29 protein-coding genes are annotated in these 16654 nt (G+C 61.6%); all 29 read right to left on the bottom strand.

Translation table 11 applies throughout. The features are described 5' to 3' along the window. Nucleotides 1-36: 36 nt before the first annotated feature. Entirely contained in the window at nucleotides 37-1524 is a 1488-nt protein-coding gene (locus C8D77_RS35165) for a DegQ family serine endoprotease (RefSeq protein WP_109672240.1), read from the bottom strand. Between the two features lie 200 nt (nucleotides 1525-1724). Then, nucleotides 1725-2156, bottom strand: coding sequence for a 50S ribosomal protein L17 (gene rplQ, locus C8D77_RS35160; RefSeq protein ID WP_027057011.1), 432 nt, complete (start codon nucleotides 2154-2156; stop codon nucleotides 1725-1727). Nucleotides 2157-2260: 104 nt separating this feature from the next. Then, nucleotides 2261-3271, bottom strand: coding sequence for a DNA-directed RNA polymerase subunit alpha (locus tag C8D77_RS35155; protein ID WP_013531438.1), 1011 nt, complete (start codon nucleotides 3269-3271; stop codon nucleotides 2261-2263). A 104-nt stretch (nucleotides 3272-3375) separates the two neighbouring features. Then, a complete protein-coding gene (rpsK, locus tag C8D77_RS35150; RefSeq protein WP_006205444.1) occupies nucleotides 3376-3765 on the bottom strand; it encodes a 30S ribosomal protein S11 in 390 nt (129 codons plus the stop codon). A gap of 139 nt (nucleotides 3766-3904) precedes the next feature. Beyond that, nucleotides 3905-4273, bottom strand: coding sequence for a 30S ribosomal protein S13 (gene rpsM, locus C8D77_RS35145; protein WP_006205445.1), 369 nt, complete (start codon nucleotides 4271-4273; stop codon nucleotides 3905-3907). 210 nt (nucleotides 4274-4483) lie between these two features. Further along, nucleotides 4484-5080, bottom strand: coding sequence for an adenylate kinase (locus C8D77_RS35140; protein ID WP_056588612.1), 597 nt, complete (start codon nucleotides 5078-5080; stop codon nucleotides 4484-4486). Beyond that, the gene (gene secY / locus C8D77_RS35135) at nucleotides 5077-6417 is read right to left on the bottom strand and encodes a preprotein translocase subunit SecY (RefSeq protein ID WP_109672237.1); all 1341 of its coding nucleotides are present in this window, start codon (nucleotides 6415-6417) and stop codon (nucleotides 5077-5079) included. Before secY ends, C8D77_RS35140 begins: the two co-directional genes overlap by 4 nt. Nucleotides 6418-6610: 193 nt before the next feature. Continuing rightward, nucleotides 6611-7087 (bottom strand): 50S ribosomal protein L15, encoded by a 477-nt coding sequence (rplO, locus tag C8D77_RS35130; RefSeq protein ID WP_013531434.1) that lies wholly within the window; start codon nucleotides 7085-7087, stop codon nucleotides 6611-6613. 22 nt (nucleotides 7088-7109) lie between these two features. Beyond that, the gene (gene rpmD / locus C8D77_RS35125; protein WP_006205449.1) at nucleotides 7110-7307 is read right to left on the bottom strand and encodes a 50S ribosomal protein L30; all 198 of its coding nucleotides are present in this window, start codon (nucleotides 7305-7307) and stop codon (nucleotides 7110-7112) included. A gap of 24 nt (nucleotides 7308-7331) precedes the next feature. After that, on the bottom strand, nucleotides 7332-7895 hold the full coding sequence (rpsE, locus tag C8D77_RS35120; RefSeq protein WP_006333394.1) for a 30S ribosomal protein S5: 564 nt from the start codon (nucleotides 7893-7895) through the stop codon (nucleotides 7332-7334). Nucleotides 7896-8026: 131 nt separating this feature from the next. After that, nucleotides 8027-8386 carry a 50S ribosomal protein L18 gene (gene rplR / locus C8D77_RS35115; RefSeq protein WP_032925343.1) on the bottom strand — a complete coding sequence of 120 codons (360 nt, stop codon included), beginning with the start codon at nucleotides 8384-8386 and terminating at the stop codon, nucleotides 8027-8029. Between the two features lie 138 nt (nucleotides 8387-8524). Next, nucleotides 8525-9058, bottom strand: coding sequence for a 50S ribosomal protein L6 (gene rplF / locus C8D77_RS35110; protein WP_013531432.1), 534 nt, complete (start codon nucleotides 9056-9058; stop codon nucleotides 8525-8527). Between the two features lie 89 nt (nucleotides 9059-9147). Beyond that, entirely contained in the window at nucleotides 9148-9546 is a 399-nt protein-coding gene (gene rpsH / locus C8D77_RS35105; protein WP_013531431.1) for a 30S ribosomal protein S8, read from the bottom strand. Nucleotides 9547-9558: 12 nt separating this feature from the next. Next, nucleotides 9559-9864: a 30S ribosomal protein S14 gene (gene rpsN / locus C8D77_RS35100; RefSeq protein WP_013895695.1), complete on the bottom strand. Its 306-nt coding sequence runs from the start codon at nucleotides 9862-9864 to the stop codon at nucleotides 9559-9561. A gap of 27 nt (nucleotides 9865-9891) precedes the next feature. After that, nucleotides 9892-10491 carry a 50S ribosomal protein L5 gene (gene rplE / locus C8D77_RS35095; protein ID WP_013531429.1) on the bottom strand — a complete coding sequence of 200 codons (600 nt, stop codon included), beginning with the start codon at nucleotides 10489-10491 and terminating at the stop codon, nucleotides 9892-9894. Continuing rightward, nucleotides 10484-10798, bottom strand: coding sequence for a 50S ribosomal protein L24 (gene rplX, locus C8D77_RS35090; RefSeq protein WP_013531428.1), 315 nt, complete (start codon nucleotides 10796-10798; stop codon nucleotides 10484-10486). The genes rplE and rplX overlap by 8 nt, the downstream gene beginning before the upstream one ends. Before the next feature lie 12 nt (nucleotides 10799-10810). Next, nucleotides 10811-11179: a 50S ribosomal protein L14 gene (gene rplN / locus C8D77_RS35085; protein ID WP_006205457.1), complete on the bottom strand. Its 369-nt coding sequence runs from the start codon at nucleotides 11177-11179 to the stop codon at nucleotides 10811-10813. Between the two features lie 71 nt (nucleotides 11180-11250). Continuing rightward, nucleotides 11251-11490 carry a 30S ribosomal protein S17 gene (rpsQ, locus tag C8D77_RS35080; protein ID WP_010909280.1) on the bottom strand — a complete coding sequence of 80 codons (240 nt, stop codon included), beginning with the start codon at nucleotides 11488-11490 and terminating at the stop codon, nucleotides 11251-11253. An 11-nt stretch (nucleotides 11491-11501) separates the two neighbouring features. Next, complete coding sequence (rpmC, locus tag C8D77_RS35075; RefSeq protein ID WP_006205459.1) at nucleotides 11502-11702, bottom strand: 50S ribosomal protein L29; 201 nt, start codon at nucleotides 11700-11702, stop codon at nucleotides 11502-11504. A gap of 12 nt (nucleotides 11703-11714) precedes the next feature. Continuing rightward, the gene (gene rplP, locus C8D77_RS35070) at nucleotides 11715-12128 is read right to left on the bottom strand and encodes a 50S ribosomal protein L16 (RefSeq protein WP_013531427.1); all 414 of its coding nucleotides are present in this window, start codon (nucleotides 12126-12128) and stop codon (nucleotides 11715-11717) included. 27 nt (nucleotides 12129-12155) lie between these two features. Next, a complete protein-coding gene (rpsC, locus tag C8D77_RS35065) occupies nucleotides 12156-12881 on the bottom strand; it encodes a 30S ribosomal protein S3 (RefSeq protein ID WP_013531426.1) in 726 nt (241 codons plus the stop codon). Continuing rightward, nucleotides 12881-13270: a 50S ribosomal protein L22 gene (gene rplV / locus C8D77_RS35060; RefSeq protein WP_006205462.1), complete on the bottom strand. Its 390-nt coding sequence runs from the start codon at nucleotides 13268-13270 to the stop codon at nucleotides 12881-12883. The genes rpsC and rplV overlap by 1 nt, the downstream gene beginning before the upstream one ends. A 2-nt stretch (nucleotides 13271-13272) precedes the next feature. After that, complete coding sequence (gene rpsS, locus C8D77_RS35055) at nucleotides 13273-13551, bottom strand: 30S ribosomal protein S19 (RefSeq protein ID WP_006205463.1); 279 nt, start codon at nucleotides 13549-13551, stop codon at nucleotides 13273-13275. 16 nt (nucleotides 13552-13567) lie between these two features. Next, a complete protein-coding gene (gene rplB / locus C8D77_RS35050) occupies nucleotides 13568-14401 on the bottom strand; it encodes a 50S ribosomal protein L2 (protein WP_024505067.1) in 834 nt (277 codons plus the stop codon). A gap of 22 nt (nucleotides 14402-14423) precedes the next feature. Next, nucleotides 14424-14717, bottom strand: coding sequence for a 50S ribosomal protein L23 (locus C8D77_RS35045; RefSeq protein ID WP_023757976.1), 294 nt, complete (start codon nucleotides 14715-14717; stop codon nucleotides 14424-14426). Continuing rightward, nucleotides 14714-15334 carry a 50S ribosomal protein L4 gene (gene rplD / locus C8D77_RS35040; protein WP_056588603.1) on the bottom strand — a complete coding sequence of 207 codons (621 nt, stop codon included), beginning with the start codon at nucleotides 15332-15334 and terminating at the stop codon, nucleotides 14714-14716. The genes C8D77_RS35045 and rplD overlap by 4 nt, the downstream gene beginning before the upstream one ends. After that, nucleotides 15334-16062 (bottom strand): 50S ribosomal protein L3, encoded by a 729-nt coding sequence (gene rplC / locus C8D77_RS35035; RefSeq protein WP_013531422.1) that lies wholly within the window; start codon nucleotides 16060-16062, stop codon nucleotides 15334-15336. Before rplC ends, rplD begins: the two co-directional genes overlap by 1 nt. A 61-nt stretch (nucleotides 16063-16123) precedes the next feature. Beyond that, on the bottom strand, nucleotides 16124-16432 hold the full coding sequence (gene rpsJ / locus C8D77_RS35030; protein WP_010909272.1) for a 30S ribosomal protein S10: 309 nt from the start codon (nucleotides 16430-16432) through the stop codon (nucleotides 16124-16126). A gap of 69 nt (nucleotides 16433-16501) precedes the next feature. Continuing rightward, on the bottom strand, nucleotides 16502-16654 hold a 153-nt coding region (locus tag C8D77_RS35025; protein WP_477278374.1), incomplete at its 5' end, for an EF-Tu C-terminal domain-related protein.

Below are 16654 nucleotides of genomic sequence, written 5' to 3'. Positions count from 1 at the left end.
TCGTTGGAGCATGAGCCCGAATTCATGGGTCGTGCTCTAATAACGCAACACCTGACGCAGTATCTGCCCGCCACGCTCTACGGTAAAGCGCCACCAGCGCGTATCCGTCTTGGCCGCCTGCTCCAGGGTCGCGGCGGTATCGATGGTGGTGCCGTTCACTTCGCGCACGATGTCGCCCGGCTGGAAACCGAAATCGGCGGCCGGCGAATCACGGTTGATGTCGACCACGGTGACGCCCTTGATGTCGGTGCGCAGGCCAAGCTTCTGGGCGAGCCGAGGCGATAGTTCCGCGACCTTGGCACCTGAGAACGGGCTGCGGCCGTGCAGCGTCACTTCGGCAGCCTTCATGCCTTCCGGAGCGCGCTCCAGCGCGATGTCCATCGCCGCTTGCTGGCCTTTGGTCAGAACCGCGAAATTCGCGGTGGTGCCTATCGACAGCGTCGCCATCCGGTAGTCCAGAGCTTCGATGCTTTCGACCGGCTTGCCGTTGAGCTGCAGCACGACGTCACCGGGCTTGAGCCCTGCCTTGGCGGCCGGTCCGGTCGCCTCGACGGACGAGACCAGTGCACCGGTCGGCTTCTCCATGCCGAGCGATTCGGCGATCTGCGGCGTCACCGCTTCGAACTCGGCGCCGATATAGGGCCGCTCGAAGAAGTCGAGCCCGGCCTTGGCCGCGTCGGCAAAGGCGCGAACCATGTTCGAGGGAATGGCAAAGCCAATGCCGATTGAGCCGCCGCTGCGGCTGTAGATGGCCGTGTTGATGCCGACCAGCTGGCCGCCCATGTTGATCAGCGCACCGCCGGAATTGCCCGGATTGATTGCGGCGTCGGTCTGGATGAAGAAGCTTGAGTCGGAAACACCGATATGGCTGCGGGCAAGTGCCGAGACGATACCGCTGGTGGTGGTCTGACCGACGCCAAAGGGGTTGCCGATGGCCAGCAGCAGATCGCCGACCTCGAGCGCATCGGAATCGCCGATGGCAATGACCGGAAACGGCTTGTCCGAGGTGATCTTGAGCACGGCAAGGTCGAGCGTCTCGTCCTTGAGCAGCACTTTGCTGTCGAACTCGCGCCCGTCCGCGGTCGCCACCTTGACCTGATCGGCATCCTTGATGACGTGGTAATTGGTGACCACGACGCCGGTCGGGTCGACCAGCACGCCGGAACCCAGGGAAGACTGCGCCCGCGGCTGCGAACGACCGAAGAATTCCTCGAAGAAGGGATCGCCGTCGAAAGGCGATGTCACCTTGGCGGTCTGCGAGGCATAGACATTGACCACGGCCGGCGCCGTCTGCTTGACCAGCGGCGCAAACGACAGCTGCACCTCCTCGCGGCCGAACGGCACACGCTTGTCGGGACCAGACGTGGCGTTCTCGCCTTCGACGCCATGCAGCAGATCGGTCAGCACATCGGACAGACCGGGATCGGTCTTGGTCTCCTCGGCCAACGCCTGCCTGACCACCGGCGCGGCCGCAAACGCCATCATGGCGAAGAGCAGAACAAGGGACAGTCGGTTGGCGCGCATTCGCGAATCCTCCAAGGCAAGTTCGGGGGCATTGTCCCGACGATTGTGCAAAATGAAAGGCTAAGCCGCTGAAATCCGATTATTTTGGGCAAACACCCTTGGTTCTGGCCAAAAGATCGGCTTTGGCCGCAATCTACTGCTTCCAGAAAACAAAAAAGGGGCCCGCAGGCCCCTTTGAATTCAATCCGGAGAACCGAGCCTTATGCGGCTGCGGCGTCCGCGTCGGTGCCTTCGGCTTCGATACGAGCGCGGTCGCCGGCGCCCTTGGCCGAGGTGTCGCGATCGACGAACTCGATGACGGCCATCGCGGCGTTGTCACCGTGGCGGAAGCCGGCCTTCATGATGCGCAGATAGCCGCCGTTGCGGTTGGCATAGCGCGGAGCGATGGTGTCGAACAGGCGCTTGACGACGCCTTCGTTACCGATCTGCGCGATCACCTGGCGGCGGGCGTGCAGGTCGCCGCGCTTACCGAGCGTCACCAGCTTCTCGACGATCGGACGCAAATCCTTCGCCTTCGGCAGGGTGGTGACGATCTGCTCATGCTCGAGCAGCGACACGGCGAGGTTGGCGAACATCGACTTGCGATGGCTAATGCTTCGGGCGAAGCGACGGCCTTTGAAACCGTGGCGCATGGCTCTTTTCCTTCTTCAGTTGTTCAAGAGGCCGAGGCCTCTGATGGTTTTCCGCATGACCGTCGGATCGAGCGGCCCACGCCGCCGATCCTTGGAATTCATGCTCAATATTGGTCTTCGTAACGCTTGGCGAGGTCTTCGATGTTTTCCGGCGGCCAGTCCGGCACTTCCATGCCGAGGTGCAGGCCCATCGCCGCCAGGACTTCCTTGATCTCGTTCAGCGACTTGCGGCCGAAGTTCGGGGTGCGCAGCATCTCGGCTTCGGTCTTCTGGATCAGGTCGCCGATATAGACGATGTTGTCGTTCTTCAGGCAGTTGGCCGAACGCACCGAAAGCTCGAGTTCGTCGACCTTCTTGAGCAGCGCCGGGTTGAAGGCGAGCTCGGTGACGGCCTCGGCGGCGACTTCCTTCTGCGGCTCGTCGAAGTTGACGAACAGGCCGAGCTGGTCCTGCAGGATGCGGGCGGCGAAAGCCACCGCGTCCTCGCCGGTGATCGAACCGTCGGTCTCGATGGTCATGGTCAGCTTGTCATAGTCGAGAACCTGGCCCTCGCGGGTGTTCTCGACCTTGTAGGAGACCTTCTTGACCGGCGAATAGAGGCTGTCGACCGGGATCAGGCCGATCGGCGCGTCTTCGGCGCGGTTGCGGTCGGCCGGCACGTAACCCTTGCCGGTGTCGACGGTGAATTCCATGCGGATTTCAGCGCCTTCGTCCAGCGTGCAGATGACGTGGTCGGGGTTGAGGATCTCGACGTCGCCAACCGTCTGGATGTCGCCGGCAAGAACCGCACCCGGTCCCTGCTTGCGAACGACCATGCGCTTGGGGCCATCGCCTTCCATGCGGATGGCGATTTCCTTGATGTTGAGGACGATGTCGGTCACGTCCTCGCGCACACCGGCGATGGACGAGAATTCATGCAGAACGCCGTCGATCTGCACGGCGGTGACAGCCGCACCGCGCAGCGAAGACAGAAGCACGCGGCGCAGCGCGTTGCCCAGCGTCAGGCCAAAGCCACGCTCGAGCGGCTCGGCGACCAGCGTGGTCAGCGTCTTCTTCTTCGACGAGAACTCGATCTTGTTCGGCTTGATCAGTTCCTGCCAATTTTTCTGGATCATGATGCTTTCCTTCCGTTGACCCGCCACCATCCAATCGTGGCGGGCGACCTGGAATGCCGTGGAGGAGCGCCCAAGGGGCGCTCGCGCGACGTTCGGTAAATTGCTTAGACGCGACGCTTCTTGCGCGGGCGGCAGCCATTGTGCGGGATCGGCGTCACATCACGGATCGAGGTGATGGTGAAGCCTGCCGCCTGCAGGGCGCGCAGTGCCGACTCACGACCGGAGCCAGGTCCGCAGACCTCGACTTCGAGCATGCGCATGCCGTGTTCCTGGGCCTTCTTGGCAACATCCTCGGCAGCCATCTGAGCAGCGAACGGGGTCGACTTGCGCGACCCCTTGAAGCCCTGGGCACCGGCCGACGACCAGGCAATCGAATTGCCCTGCGCGTCGGTGATGGTGATCATCGTGTTGTTGAAGGTCGAATTGACGTGGGCAACGCCCGACGAGATGTTCTTGCGTTCGCGACGGCGAACACGAGCGGCTTCCTTGGCCATGACAGTCCTTTCAGTTGATCTCTACACCGCCGTAATGCCAGCGGCTCCACCTAGGAGAAAGGCAGCAGGGGAATATGGCAGTAGGCAGTATGTCTGCCGATCCTATTGCCTTACCGCCCTACTCCCTTACTGCCCTAAATTACTTCTTCTTGCCGGCGATCGACTTGGCCGGGCCCTTGCGGGTGCGCGCATTGGTATGCGTGCGCTGGCCGCGGACCGGCAGCGAGCGGCGGTGACGCAGGCCGCGGTAGCAGCCGAGGTCCATGAGCCGCTTGATGTTCATCGAGACTTCGCGGCGCAGGTCGCCTTCGACCTGGTAGTCGCGGTCGATGGTTTCGCGGATCTGCAGCACTTCCGCGTCGGTCAGCTGGTTGACGCGACGCTCGGCCGGGATGCCGACCTTGTCGACGATCTCCTGGGCGAACTTCTTGCCAATGCCGTGAATGTACTGAAGCGCAATGACAACGCGCTTGTTGGTCGGAATATTGACGCCGGCTATACGAGCCATGTTCTTCCCTTCTCCATGTGGGCCGGCCAATCCTCAAAAACAAGGCAGGCCCGGCGCTATCTTAAGTTGCCCCGCGTCCGGTGGAGGCCGGCCCATGCGGGAGTTTCCAGTTCAAAGCAGCTGCCTTGCCCTTGCGGACAAGCAAAGCTCATGCCTGATAGGAAGACGGGCCGCCATACCGCAGCGAACCGCTTCCGTCAAGTGCAATCGTTAATTTCCCCGCGTTGCGTCCTTGAGCACCGCTTCGATCTGTTCCGTCACGGCATCGATATCGGCCATGCCGTCGACGCTCCGGAGCTTGCCCTTGGCGTAGTAGTAGCCAATCAGCGGCGACGTCTTCTTGTAGTATTCCCTCAGACGCTCTTCGAACACGGTCGGATTGTCGTCCTTGCGAACGGGCAGACCGGCGGCCTGTGCCTCGTTGGCGCGCTTGACTATACGCCCAACCAGCGCCTTGTCGTCGACGACGAGTTCAACGACGGCGTCGAGGCCCTGGGAGCGATCCGAAAGCATCTGCTCGACCGCGTCCGCCTGCACCAGGGTCCGCGGATATCCGTCGAGGATGAACCCCTTGGCACAATCTGCCTGATCGATACGCTCGGCGACGATCGCGTTGACGATGGCGTCGGAGACCAGCTCACCGGCATCCATCACCGCCTTGGCGCGCTTGCCGACTTCGGTGCCTGCCTGGACGGCAGCACGCAGCATGTCGCCCGTCGAAAGCTGGGGTATGCCGTGTTTTTCTACCAGTCTTTGTGCTTGCGTCCCCTTGCCCGCTCCTGGCGGCCCAAGCAATATCAACCTCATCTGGCTTTCTTCCCCCCGCGCAGCTTCGATTTCTTGATCAGGCCTTCATACTGGTGCGCAATCAGGTGACCCTGAATCTGCGCAACCGTATCGAGCGTGACACTGACCACGATCAGAAGCGATGTGCCACCAAGGTAGAATGGTACGCCAGTCGCCGAGATCAGGAACTCCGGCAGCAAGCACACCAGCACCAGATAGATGGCGCCGACGACGGTGATGCGGGTGAGAACGTAATCGATATAATCGGCAGTGCGCTCGCCCGGACGATAGCCGGGGATGAAGCCCGAATGCTTCTTGAGCTGGTCGGCGGTGTCCTTCGGGTTGAAGACAATCGCAGTGTAGAAGAAGGCGAAGAACACGATCATCGCCGCATAAAACAGCATGTAGAGCGGCTGGCCGTGGCCGAGCGAGGCGAGCACGGTGCTTGCCCAGGCCGGCATGTTGGTCGTCTGCGAGAAGCCGGCGACGGTTGCCGGCAGCAACAGCAGCGACGAGGCGAAGATCGGCGGGATGACGCCCGATGTGTTGAGCTTCAGCGGCAGATGCGAGGTATCGCCCTGGAACATGCGGTTGCCGACCTGACGCTTCGGATACTGGATCAGCAAGCGGCGCTGGGCGCGCTCGAAGAACACGATCAAGGCGATGACGACGATGGCGAGCACGATGATCGCCAGGATCAGGCCGGTCGACAAGGCGCCCGTGCGGCCAAGCTCCAGCGTGCCGGAAATGGCGCGCGGCAAACCGGCGACGATGCCGGAGAAGATGATCAGCGAAATGCCGTTGCCGATGCCGCGTGCGGTGATCTGTTCGCCCAGCCACATCAGGAACATGGTGCCGCCGACCAGCGTGACGACGGTCGAGAGGCGGAAGAACATGCCTGGATCGTTGACGATGCCGTGACCGCCTTCCAGGCCCACCGAAATACCATAGGCCTGAACCAGCGCCAAAAGCACGGTGCCGTAGCGTGTGTACTGGTTGATGACCTTGCGGCCCTGTTCGCCTTCCTTCTTCAGCGCTTCCAGCGACGGGATGACCGAGGTCATCAGCTGCATGATGATGGAGGCGGAGATGTAAGGCATGATGCCGAGCGCAAAGATCGCCATGCGCTGCACGGCGCCGCCGGCGAACATGTTGAACATGCCAAGCACGCCCTTGCTCTGCGAGGAGAAGGCTTGGGCGAAGGCGTCGGGATTGATTCCGGGAAGCGGGATGTAAGTGCCGAGGCGGTAGACGAGCAGCGCGCCGATCGTGAACCAGATGCGTTTCTTCAGGTCCTCCGCTTTGGCGAAGGCCGAGAAATTCAGATTCGAGGCTAATTGTTCAGCAGCCGAAGCCATGCCTGATTCTCCGCTTGGTAACGCTTGATGGCCCTTGAGGTCAGGCGGTGCGTTTCACCGAAGCTCACGAGATAAGCTCCGGGCTCTAAACATGCAAGCGGCCGCGTTGACGCGGCCGCCTAATCGAGCAGATCAAAGCGCAATCGTGAGCAAGAACGGATCCCGCTCCGGCCGATCGCGCTTCAAATTGCCGTTACTCAGCAGCTGCCTTTTCCTGCGGCAGCTTGACCGAACCGCCGGCCTTTTCGATCTTCTCGATCGCGGCCTTGGAGGCGCCGGCAACGTCAAAGGCCAGCTTCGCCTTGATCTCGCCGTCCGAGAGGATGCGCACACCGTCCTTGACGCGGCGGATGACGCCGGCGGCAACCAGCGATTCAGCCGTCACGGTTGCCTTGGCGTCGAGCTTCTTGGCGTCGATGGCCACCTGGATGCGGGCCAGCGACACGACAGTGAAGCTCTTGGCGAAGATGTTGTTGAAGCCACGCTTCGGCAGGCGCCGGTAGAGCGGCATCTGGCCACCCTCGAAGCCGTTGATGGCGACGCCGGAGCGTGCCTTCTGGCCCTTGACGCCGCGGCCGCCGGTCTTGCCGGAGCCGGAGCCGATACCACGGCCGAGACGCTTCTTGGAGTGCGTCGCGCCGTCCTTGTCACGCAGATCGTTGAGTTTCATCTGAGTTCTCCTGCGCTCTGGCTCAGCCCTCGTCCACGACGCGGACGAGATGCTGGACGGCAGCGATCATGCCGCGCACGGAGGGCGTATCTTCCAGTGTGCGCTGCTTGTGCATCTTGTTGAGGCCGAGGCCGACCAGCGTCGCGCGCTGTTCCTTCGGACGGCGGATCGGCGAACCGATCTGCTCAACGGTGATGGTCTTGGTTGCTTTCTTGGCCATGGTCAAAATCCCTGGTCAGATCGACTATTCTTCAGCCGCAACGGCGGTGCCGCGGCGGGCCTGAAGGGTCGAATACTTGATGCCGCGAGCAGCAGCCACATCCTTGGGATGCATCTGGCTCTTCAGCGCGTCGAAGGTGGCGCGAACCATGTTGTAGGGGTTCGACGAACCCATCGACTTGGCGACCACGTCATGCATGCCGAGCGTCTCGAAGACAGCGCGCATCGGGCCACCGGCGATGATGCCGGTACCTTGCTTGGCAGCGCGCAGCAGCACGCGTCCCGCGCCCCAGCGTCCTTCGACGTCATGATGCAGCGTACGACCCGAGCGCAGCGGCACGAAGATCATGTCGCGCTTGGCCGATTCAGTGGCCTTGCGGATAGCTTCCGGCACTTCGCGCGCCTTGCCGTGACCAAAGCCGACGCGGCCCTTCTGGTCGCCGACGACGACGAGTGCTGCAAAACCGAAGCGACGGCCGCCCTTGACGACCTTGGCGACGCGGTTGATGTGGACGAGCTTGTCCACCATGCCGTCATCGCGTTCTTCACGATCGCGGCCGCGGCCGCCATCCCTACGTTCCTGTGCCATATCCTGTTCCTTGTTTTTTTCCGGAAGCACGGTTGCTGATAAGATCCGGCGCCTCTGTGGGTCACCGGGGGCGAAATCATTTCCTTCGCATAATCTTTATCCGAAAAGTCTGAAACTTTTCGGGATCATGCTTAGAAGCTAAGACCGCCTTCGCGGGCAGCCTCGGCGAGCGCCTTGACGCGGCCGTGATAGATGTAGGCGCCACGGTCGAAGACGACTTCCTTGACGCCGGCCTTGGTGGCGCGCTCGGCGATCAGCTTGCCGATCGCGGCGGCAGCGGCGGTGTCGGCACCGGTCTTGAGCGAACCCTTGAGGTCCTTCTCGAGCGTCGAAGCGGCGGCAATGGTGTGGCCCTTGGCGTCGTCGATGACCTGCACGTAGATGTTCTTCGACGTGCGGTGGACCGACAGACGCGGGCGCTCACCAGCGACCTTCTTGATCTGACGGCGGACGCGCTGCGCGCGGCGCTGGATGGATTCCTTGGTAGCCATGATAGTTCCTTGCCTTCAAAAAACGGGGGCCGCCATGTGCGGTAGGCGAATGCGCCTCCCGCGACCGCTCCCCGCGGCGTTGCACTTCCTTAGCTTGGTCTTTTTCGAAAAGTCTTCGACCTTTCGGGGCCAAGCCCACTACTTCTTCTTGCCTTCCTTGCGGACGATCTTCTCGCCAGCATAGCGGACGCCCTTGCCCTTGTAGGGCTCGGGACCACGATACTCGCGGATCTCGGCCGCAACCTGGCCGACCTGCTGCTTGTCGATGCCGGCCACGGTGATTTCAGTCGGCTTCGGCACCGTGATGGTGATGCCCTGCGGCGTCTCGTAGACGACGTCATGGCTGAAGCCAAGTGCCAGCTGCAGGTTCTTGCCCTGAAGTGCCGCGCGATAGCCGACGCCGGTGATCTCGAGCTTCTTTTCGAAACCGTCCTTGACGCCCTGCAGGATGTTGACGATCTGCGTGCGCGACATGCCCCACTTGGAGCGGGCGGTCTTGGTCTGGTCGCGCGGCTGGACAGCGATCTCGCTGCCTTCCATCTTGACCAGGACTTCGTCGTTCACCACGAACTTCAGCTCACCCTTGGGGCCCTTCGCCGTCACGGTCTGGCCGTTGACGGTCGCGGTCACGCCCTGCGGCAGCGAAACGGGTTTCTTTCCAATACGAGACATTTTGTTGTCCTCGTCACTTCTCTTGTTTCAGGTCTCTGTCTTCGGGAACGATCCGAAGACCGGATTCCACTTTGCGGTCAACTGCCAGATCAGAAGATCTGGCAGAGGATTTCACCGCCGACATTCTGTTCACGTGCTTCGTGGTCGGCCATCACGCCTTTCGGTGTCGAAAGGATGGCGATGCCGAGGCCGTTGGCAACCTGCGGAATCGACTTGGCCGAAACATAGACGCGGCGGCCTGGCTTCGAGACACGGGCGATTTCGCGCACGACCGGCGCGCCGTCGAAATACTTCAACTCGATCTCGATTTCGGACTTGCCGTTGTCGAAGTCGGTCTGGCTGTAATCACGGATATAGCCTTCAGCCTTCAGCACGTCGAGGACGCGGGTGCGCAGACGCGAAGCCGGCGTCGAAACGCTCGACTTCTTGCGGCCATACGCGTTGCGGATGCGGGTCAGCATATCGCCGAGAGGATCGCTCAATGACATGTTATGTCCTCCTTACCAGCTCGACTTGACCAGGCCCGGGATCTGGCCGTTATTGCCGAGATCACGAAGCGCGATGCGCGATACTTTGAGCTTGCGATAGTAGGCGCGCGGACGGCCGGTGACTTCGCAGCGGTTGCGGATGCGGATCTTGGCCGAGTTGCGCGGCATGGCAGCAAGCTTGAGCTGAGCGCGGAAGCGCTCTTCCATCGGCTTGGACTGATCCATGATGATCGCCTTCAGGGCAGCCCGCTTGGGACCGTACTGGTCGGCAAGCTTGCGGCGCCTGTTGTTCTTCTCGACTGAGCTGGTCTTTGCCATTTCAGATTTTTCCTTTTCTCGCTGCCGTTACTGGCGGAAGGGGAAGTTGAAGGCCTTGAGCAATGCCCTGGCTTCGTCGTCCGTCTTCGCAGTCGTACAAACGATGACGTCCATGCCCCAGATCTGATCAACCTTGTCGTAGTTGATCTCCGGGAACACGATGTGTTCCTTGATGCCCATGGCATAGTTGCCACGGCCATCGAAGCTCTTCGGATTCAGTCCGCGGAAGTCGCGGACGCGTGGCAGTGCGATGTTCACGAGGCGATCGAGGAACTCGTACATGCGTTCCTTGCGCAGCGTGACCTTGGCGCCGATCGGCATCTTCTCGCGGACCTTGAAGCCGGCGATCGAGTTGCGGGCGCGGGTGACGACGGCCTTCTGGCCGGCGATCATGGCCAGGTCTTCGGCCGCGATCGAAGGCTTCTTCGAATCGGCGGTCGCTTCGCCAACGCCCATGTTCAGCACGATCTTGTCGATGCGTGGAACCTGCATCTCGTTGTCGTAGCCGAACTGTTCCTGCAGCGCCTTGCGGATGGTCTCATTGTAGACCTGCTTGAGGCGCGGCGTGTTCTGAGCCTTGGACTGTTTGCTTTCAGCCTTGGGCTTCGTGGTTTGAGCCTTAGCCATTGATGACTTCTCCCGAGCGCTTGGCGACGCGCACCTTCTTGCCGTCCTTCTGGAAGATGAAACCGACGCGGGTCGGCTTGCCATCCTTGGGGTCGGCCAGCGCGATGTTCGACAGCTGGATCGGCGCTTCCTTGGTGATGATCCCGCCCTCTTGGGACTGGGACTGCTTCTGGTGACGACGGATCATGTTGACGCCGCGCACCAGCGCGGTGTCTTCCTTCGGCTGTACCGAGAGGACTTCGCCCGAACGGCCCTTGTCCTTGCCGGCCAGCACGACGACCTTGTCGCCTTTTCTAATCTTTTGCATTGGTCCGGCTCCTTACAGCACTTCAGGCGCGAGCGAGATGATCTTCATGTGGTTCTTGGCGCGGAGTTCGCGCGGAACCGGTCCGAAGATACGCGTGCCGATCGGCTCTTTCTTGTTGTCGACGAGAACGGCCGCGTTCTTGTCGAAACGGATCACGCTGCCGTCCGGGCGGCGGATGTCCTTGGCCGTGCGAACCACGACCGCCTTCATCACATCGCCCTTCTTTACGCGGCCGCGCGGAATGGCTTCCTTGATCGACACCACGATGATGTCGCCCACAGAAGCGTATTTCCGCTTCGAGCCGCCCAGCACCTTGATGCACATGACACGACGGGCGCCGGAATTATCCGCGACGTCGAGGTTTGTTTGCATCTGAATCATGACTGGCCGCCTTCTTCTTTTCTAACGGGATGGGCTCAAAGCCCCTCCCCGGTCTGTCCAAAATTCGTTGTTTACGCCTGGTCCGAAGACACGACGATCCAGCGCTTATCCTTGGAAATCGGCTTCGATTCCTGGATGAACACCTGATCGCCTACCTTGTGGGCGTTGTTCTCGTCGTGCGCCTTGTACTTCTTGGTCATGCGCACGGTCTTCTTCATCACGGGATGCGTGAAGCGCCGTTCGACCTTGACGACAACCGTCTTCTCGTTCTTGTCGCTGACGACGGTGCCCTGCAGAATGCGCTTTGGCATGGTTTTCGTCCTTAAGCCTTCTTAGCCGCGGACTTTTCCGCAGCGATGGTCTTGATACGCGCAATGTCCTTACGGACCTGTCTCACGCGCGCGGTCTTCTCGAGCTGGCCGGTGGCCTTCTGGAAGCGCAGATTGAACTGCTCCTTCTTCAGGCTGGCCAAGTCGTCGGTCAGCTGGTCCTGGGTCTTGGTCCGGATGTCTTCGGCTTTCATATCAGCCCGTCCTTATTCTGCGATGCGCTGCACGAAGCGCGTCTTGACCGAGAGCTTGGCCGCGCCGAGACGCAGTGCCTCACGGGCGGTTTCTTCGTTGACGCCGTCGATCTCGAACATGATGCGGCCCGGCTTGACGCGCGCCGCCCAATAATCGACCGCGCCCTTGCCCTTACCCATGCGGACTTCGGTCGGCTTCGAAGTGACCGGCACGTCCGGGAAAATACGGATCCAGACGCGACCAGCGCGCTTCATTTCACGAGTGATCGCGCGGCGGGCCGCCTCAATCTCACGTGCGGTGACGCGGTTCGGCTCAAGCGCCTTCAGCCCGAAACCACCGAAATCCAGGTTGGTGCCGCCCTTTGCGGTGCCATGGATACGGCCCTTGAACTGCTTGCGGAACTTTGTGCGCTTTGGCTGCAGCATCGTTCTAACTCCAAATTCCTAAATGTCTCAGGCGTTTTCGCGACGACGACCGCGTTCGCGATCACCACCACCGCCATGCGCTGCATCGCTTTCGCTGGCCCGACGCTCCGAAGCCATCGGGTCATGCTCAAGGATCTCGCCCTTGAACACCCAGACCTTGACGCCGCAGATGCCGTAAGCGGTGTGCGCTTCGGCCGTGCCGTAGTCGACGTCCGCACGCAGCGTATGCAGCGGCACGCGGCCTTCGCGATACCATTCCATGCGCGCGATCTCGGCGCCGCCGAGACGGCCGGCGCAGTTGATGCGGATGCCTTCGGCACCGAGGCGCATCGCCGACTGAACGGCACGCTTCATGGCGCGGCGGAACGCAATACGACGCTCGAGCTGCTGGGCAATCGACTGAGCGACCAGGGTCGCGTCGATTTCCGGCTTACGCACTTCAACGATGTTGAGGTGCGTCTCGGACTTCGTCATCTCCATCAGCTTCTTGCGAAGCTTCTCGATGTCGGCGCCCTTCTTGCCGATGATCAGACCTGGGCGCGCGGCGTGAATGGTGACGCGGCACTTCTTGTGCGGACGCTCGATCACGACCTTCGAGATGGCAGCCTGCTTGAGCTCCTTCTCGAGATACTTGCGGATCTTGATGTCCTCATGCAGCAGCTTGCCGTACTCGCCGGTGTTCGCGAACCAGCGCGAATCCCAGGTGCGGTTGATGCCGAGGCGAAGACCGATCGGATTGACTTTCTGGCCCATTATGCGGCCTCCCCTTTTTCTTCGACTTCACGAACGACGATCGTGAGGTGCGAGAACGGCTTCTCGATACGGCTGGCGCGACCACGGCCACGGGCATGGAACCGCTTCATGACGATCGACTTGCCGACATAGGCTTCCGCCACGATCAGTGCATCGACATCCAGGTCGTGGTTGTTTTCCGCGTTGGCGATTGCCGATTCCAGCGTCTTCTTGACCGTGCCGGAAATCCGCTTGGCCGAGAATTCGAGATCGGAAAGCGCTGTCGCGACCTTCTTGCCGCGGATCAGCGCGGCAACGAGGTTCAGCTTCTGCGGGCTGATACGGATCGTGCGCAATACGGCGCGCGCTTCGTTATCAGCAAGCCTGCGCGGAGCTTTGGCCTTGCCCATGATTATTTCCTCTTCGCCTTCTTATCCGCGCCGTGACCGTAATAGGTCCGGGTCGGAGCGAATTCACCGAACTTGTGACCGACCATGTCCTCGTTCACCGAGACGGGAACATGCTTCTGGCCGTTGTAGACACCGAAGGTGAAGCCGACGAACTGCGGCAGGATCGTGGAGCGACGGCTCCACATCTTGATCACCTCATTGCGACCACCTTCACGAACCTTGTCCACCTTCTTGAGAAGGTAGCCGTCAATGAAGGGGCCTTTCCAAATCGAACGAGTCACTTGGCGTTACCTCTTCTTAGCTCTTGCGCTGATGGCGCGAGCGCAGGATGAACTTGTCGGTCGCCTTGTTGGACCGCGTCTTCTTGCCCTTGGTCGGCTTGCCCCAGGGCGAAACCGGATGGCGGCCACCCGAGGTGCGGCCTTCGCCGCCGCCGTGCGGATGGTCGACCGGGTTCATGGTCACGCCGCGATTGTGCGGGCGCTTGCCACGCCAAACCGTGCGACCGGCCTTGCCGTCGTTGATGTTGCCGTGGTCCGGATTGGACACAGCGCCGACAGTGGCCATGCAGGAGCCGTGAACGACACGCTGCTCGCCCGAATTGAGGCGCAGGATCGCCATGCCCTGGTCACGACCGACCAGCTGACCGTAACCACCTGCCGAACGGGCGACCTGAGCGCCCTTGCCCGGCTTCAGCTCGATGTTGTGGACGATGGTGCCGACCGGCATCGAAGCCAGCGGCATCGCATTGCCCGGCTTCACGTCGACCGATTCACCGGACACGATCTTGTCGCCGGGAGCCAGACGCTGCGGAGCGATGATGTAGGACAGCTCGCCATCGTCGTACTTGATCAGCGCGATGAAGGCAGTGCGGTTCGGATCGTATTCAATGCGCTCGACCGTGCCGACGACGTCGAACTTGCGGCGCTTGAAGTCGATGATGCGGTACGAACGCTTGTGACCACCGCCGATGAAGCGGGCGGTGATGCGGCCGTGGTTGTTGCGGCCGCCCGACTTGGTCAGGCCTTCGGTCAGACCCTTGACGGGCTTGCCCTTGTAGAGGCCCGAGCGGTCGACGATGACCAGCTGACGGGTGCTGGGCGTTACCGGGTTGAATTTTTTCAGTGCCATGTTTCTGTCCTCGCGGCCTTGCTCAGAGACCCGTCGCGACGTCGATCGACTGGCCATCGGCCAGCGTCACAATCGCCTTCTTGACGTCGCTCTGGCGGCCAACCGTGCCACGGAAGCGCTTGATCTTGCCCTTGCGGACAAGCGTGTTCACGGCCATCACCTTGACGCCGAACAGCGCTTCGACGGCGGCCTTGATTTCCGGCTTCGACGCCTTCTTGGCGACGTTGAAGACGACCTGGTTCTGCTCGGAGGCCATGGTCGACTTTTCGGTGATCGCCGGCGAGACGATCACGTCGTAATGACGAAGGTCGGTCATTTAAAGCGCTCCTCGAGAGCCTCGACGGCGGCCTTCGAAAGGACCAGCGTGCCGCGGCGCAGAATGTCGTAGACGTTGATGCCCTGAATGGGCAGCACGTCGATGTTGGGGATGTTCGTCGCCGCCAGCTTGAAGTTCTTGTCAAGCTCGGCGCCGCCGATCAGCAAAGCGTTGGTCAGGCCCAGCGTCGCGAAATTCGCGATCAGCGCCTTCGTCTTGGCCTCGGTCAGCTTCAGCTCGTCGATGATGATGATCGACGCGCTCTTGGCCTTGGCCGAGAGAGCATGCTTGAGGCCGAGCGCGCGAACCTTCTTCGGCAGTTCGTGCTCATGGCTGCGAACGACCGGGCCGTGGGCCTTGCCGCCGCCGCGGAACTGCGGAGCGCGTGCCGAATGGTGACGGGCGCGGCCCGTACCCTTCTGCTTGTACATCTTGGCACCGGTGCGCGCGATCTCGGCGCGGCCCTTGGCCTTGTGCGTGCCCTGCTGCTTCTTGGCAAGCTGCCAGCGCACGACGCGCTGCAGGATGTCTTCGCGCGGATCAAGGCCGAAAATCTCGTCGGAGAGTTCCACCTTGCCGGCGTCCTTGCCGCCCAGCGTTGTGATCTTGAGATCCATTATTCCGCTCCCTCTGTGGCCGGAGCCTCGTTCTTGGCGCCACTTTCGGCAGCGACGGCGCGGATCGCGGCAGGCTTCGGCGCATTGGCCGGCAGCGCCACCTTGGCCGCATCGCGGACCAGGATCCAGGCGCCCTTCGATCCGGGAACCGCACCGCGGATCAGGATCAGGCCGCGGTCGGCGTCGGTCGATACGATCTCGACATTCTGCGTGGTGACGCGGGTGTCGCCCATGTGGCCAGCCATATGCTTGCCCTTGAACACCTTACCCGGGTCCTGGCGCTGACCGGTCGAACCGTGCGTACGGTGCGAAACCGAGTTACCGTGCGTTGCACGGCCACCGCCCATGTGGTGGCGCTTGATGACGCCCTGAAAACCCTTGCCGATCGTCGTGCCCGTCACATCGACCTTCTGGCCGGCGACGAAATGCTCGACGGTGATCTCGGCGCCGACATCGATCATGTTGTCGGCGGAGACGCGGAACTCGGCGACCTTCGCCTTCGGCTCGACGGAAGCGGTCGCGAAATGGCCGCGCATCGCCTTCGACGTGTTCTTCACCTTGGCAAGGCCAACGCCGAGCTGAACGGCGGTGTAGCCATTCTTCTCTTGCGTGCGCTGGGCCACGACCTGGCAGTTCTCCATCAGGAGAACGGTGACGGGAACATGTTCCCCGGCATCGTTGTAGATGCGGGTCATTCCCACCTTCTTTGCAATCACACCTGAACGCATCGGTTCAATTCCTTTAGAGTTCCGGGCCAGGGGCACCGCCCCTTACCGCGCTCTCATTCCCTTAGAGCTTGATCTCGACGTCGACGCCGGCGGCCAGATCGAGCTTCATCAAAGCATCGACCGTCTGCGGGGTCGGATCGACGATGTCGAGCAGACGCTTGTGCGTGCGCATCTCGAACTGCTCGCGGCTCTTCTTGTCGACGTGAGGCGACCGGTTGACCGTGAACTTTTCGATCCGCGTCGGCAGCGGAATGGGGCCGCGGACGTTTGCGCCGGTACGCTTGGCCGTCGACACGATTTCCTTCGTCGAGGCGTCGAGCACGCGGTGGTCAAACGCCTTCAGGCGGATGCGGATATTCTGTCCGTTCATGCGTCACTTCCTTGTTCTGGCGCGGCGCGGGCAACTCCCGCGCCCGCGACAGATCGGTTTAAGTCCAAATTACTCTTTGATAGTGACGACGATGCCGGCACCGACGGTGCGGCCGCCTTCACGGATGGCGAAGCGCAGCTTCTCTTCCATGGCGATCGGCACGATCAGCTCGACATCGACCGTGATGTTGTCGCCCGGCATCACCATCTCGGTGCCTTCCGG

The sequence above is a fragment of the Mesorhizobium loti genome (genome assembly GCF_003148495.1).
GTDB classification, from domain to species: Bacteria; Pseudomonadota; Alphaproteobacteria; order Rhizobiales; family Rhizobiaceae; genus Mesorhizobium; species Mesorhizobium loti.
The sequence above is the reverse complement of the archived record's forward strand: the minus strand, read 5'-3'. Positions and strand labels throughout refer to the sequence as shown.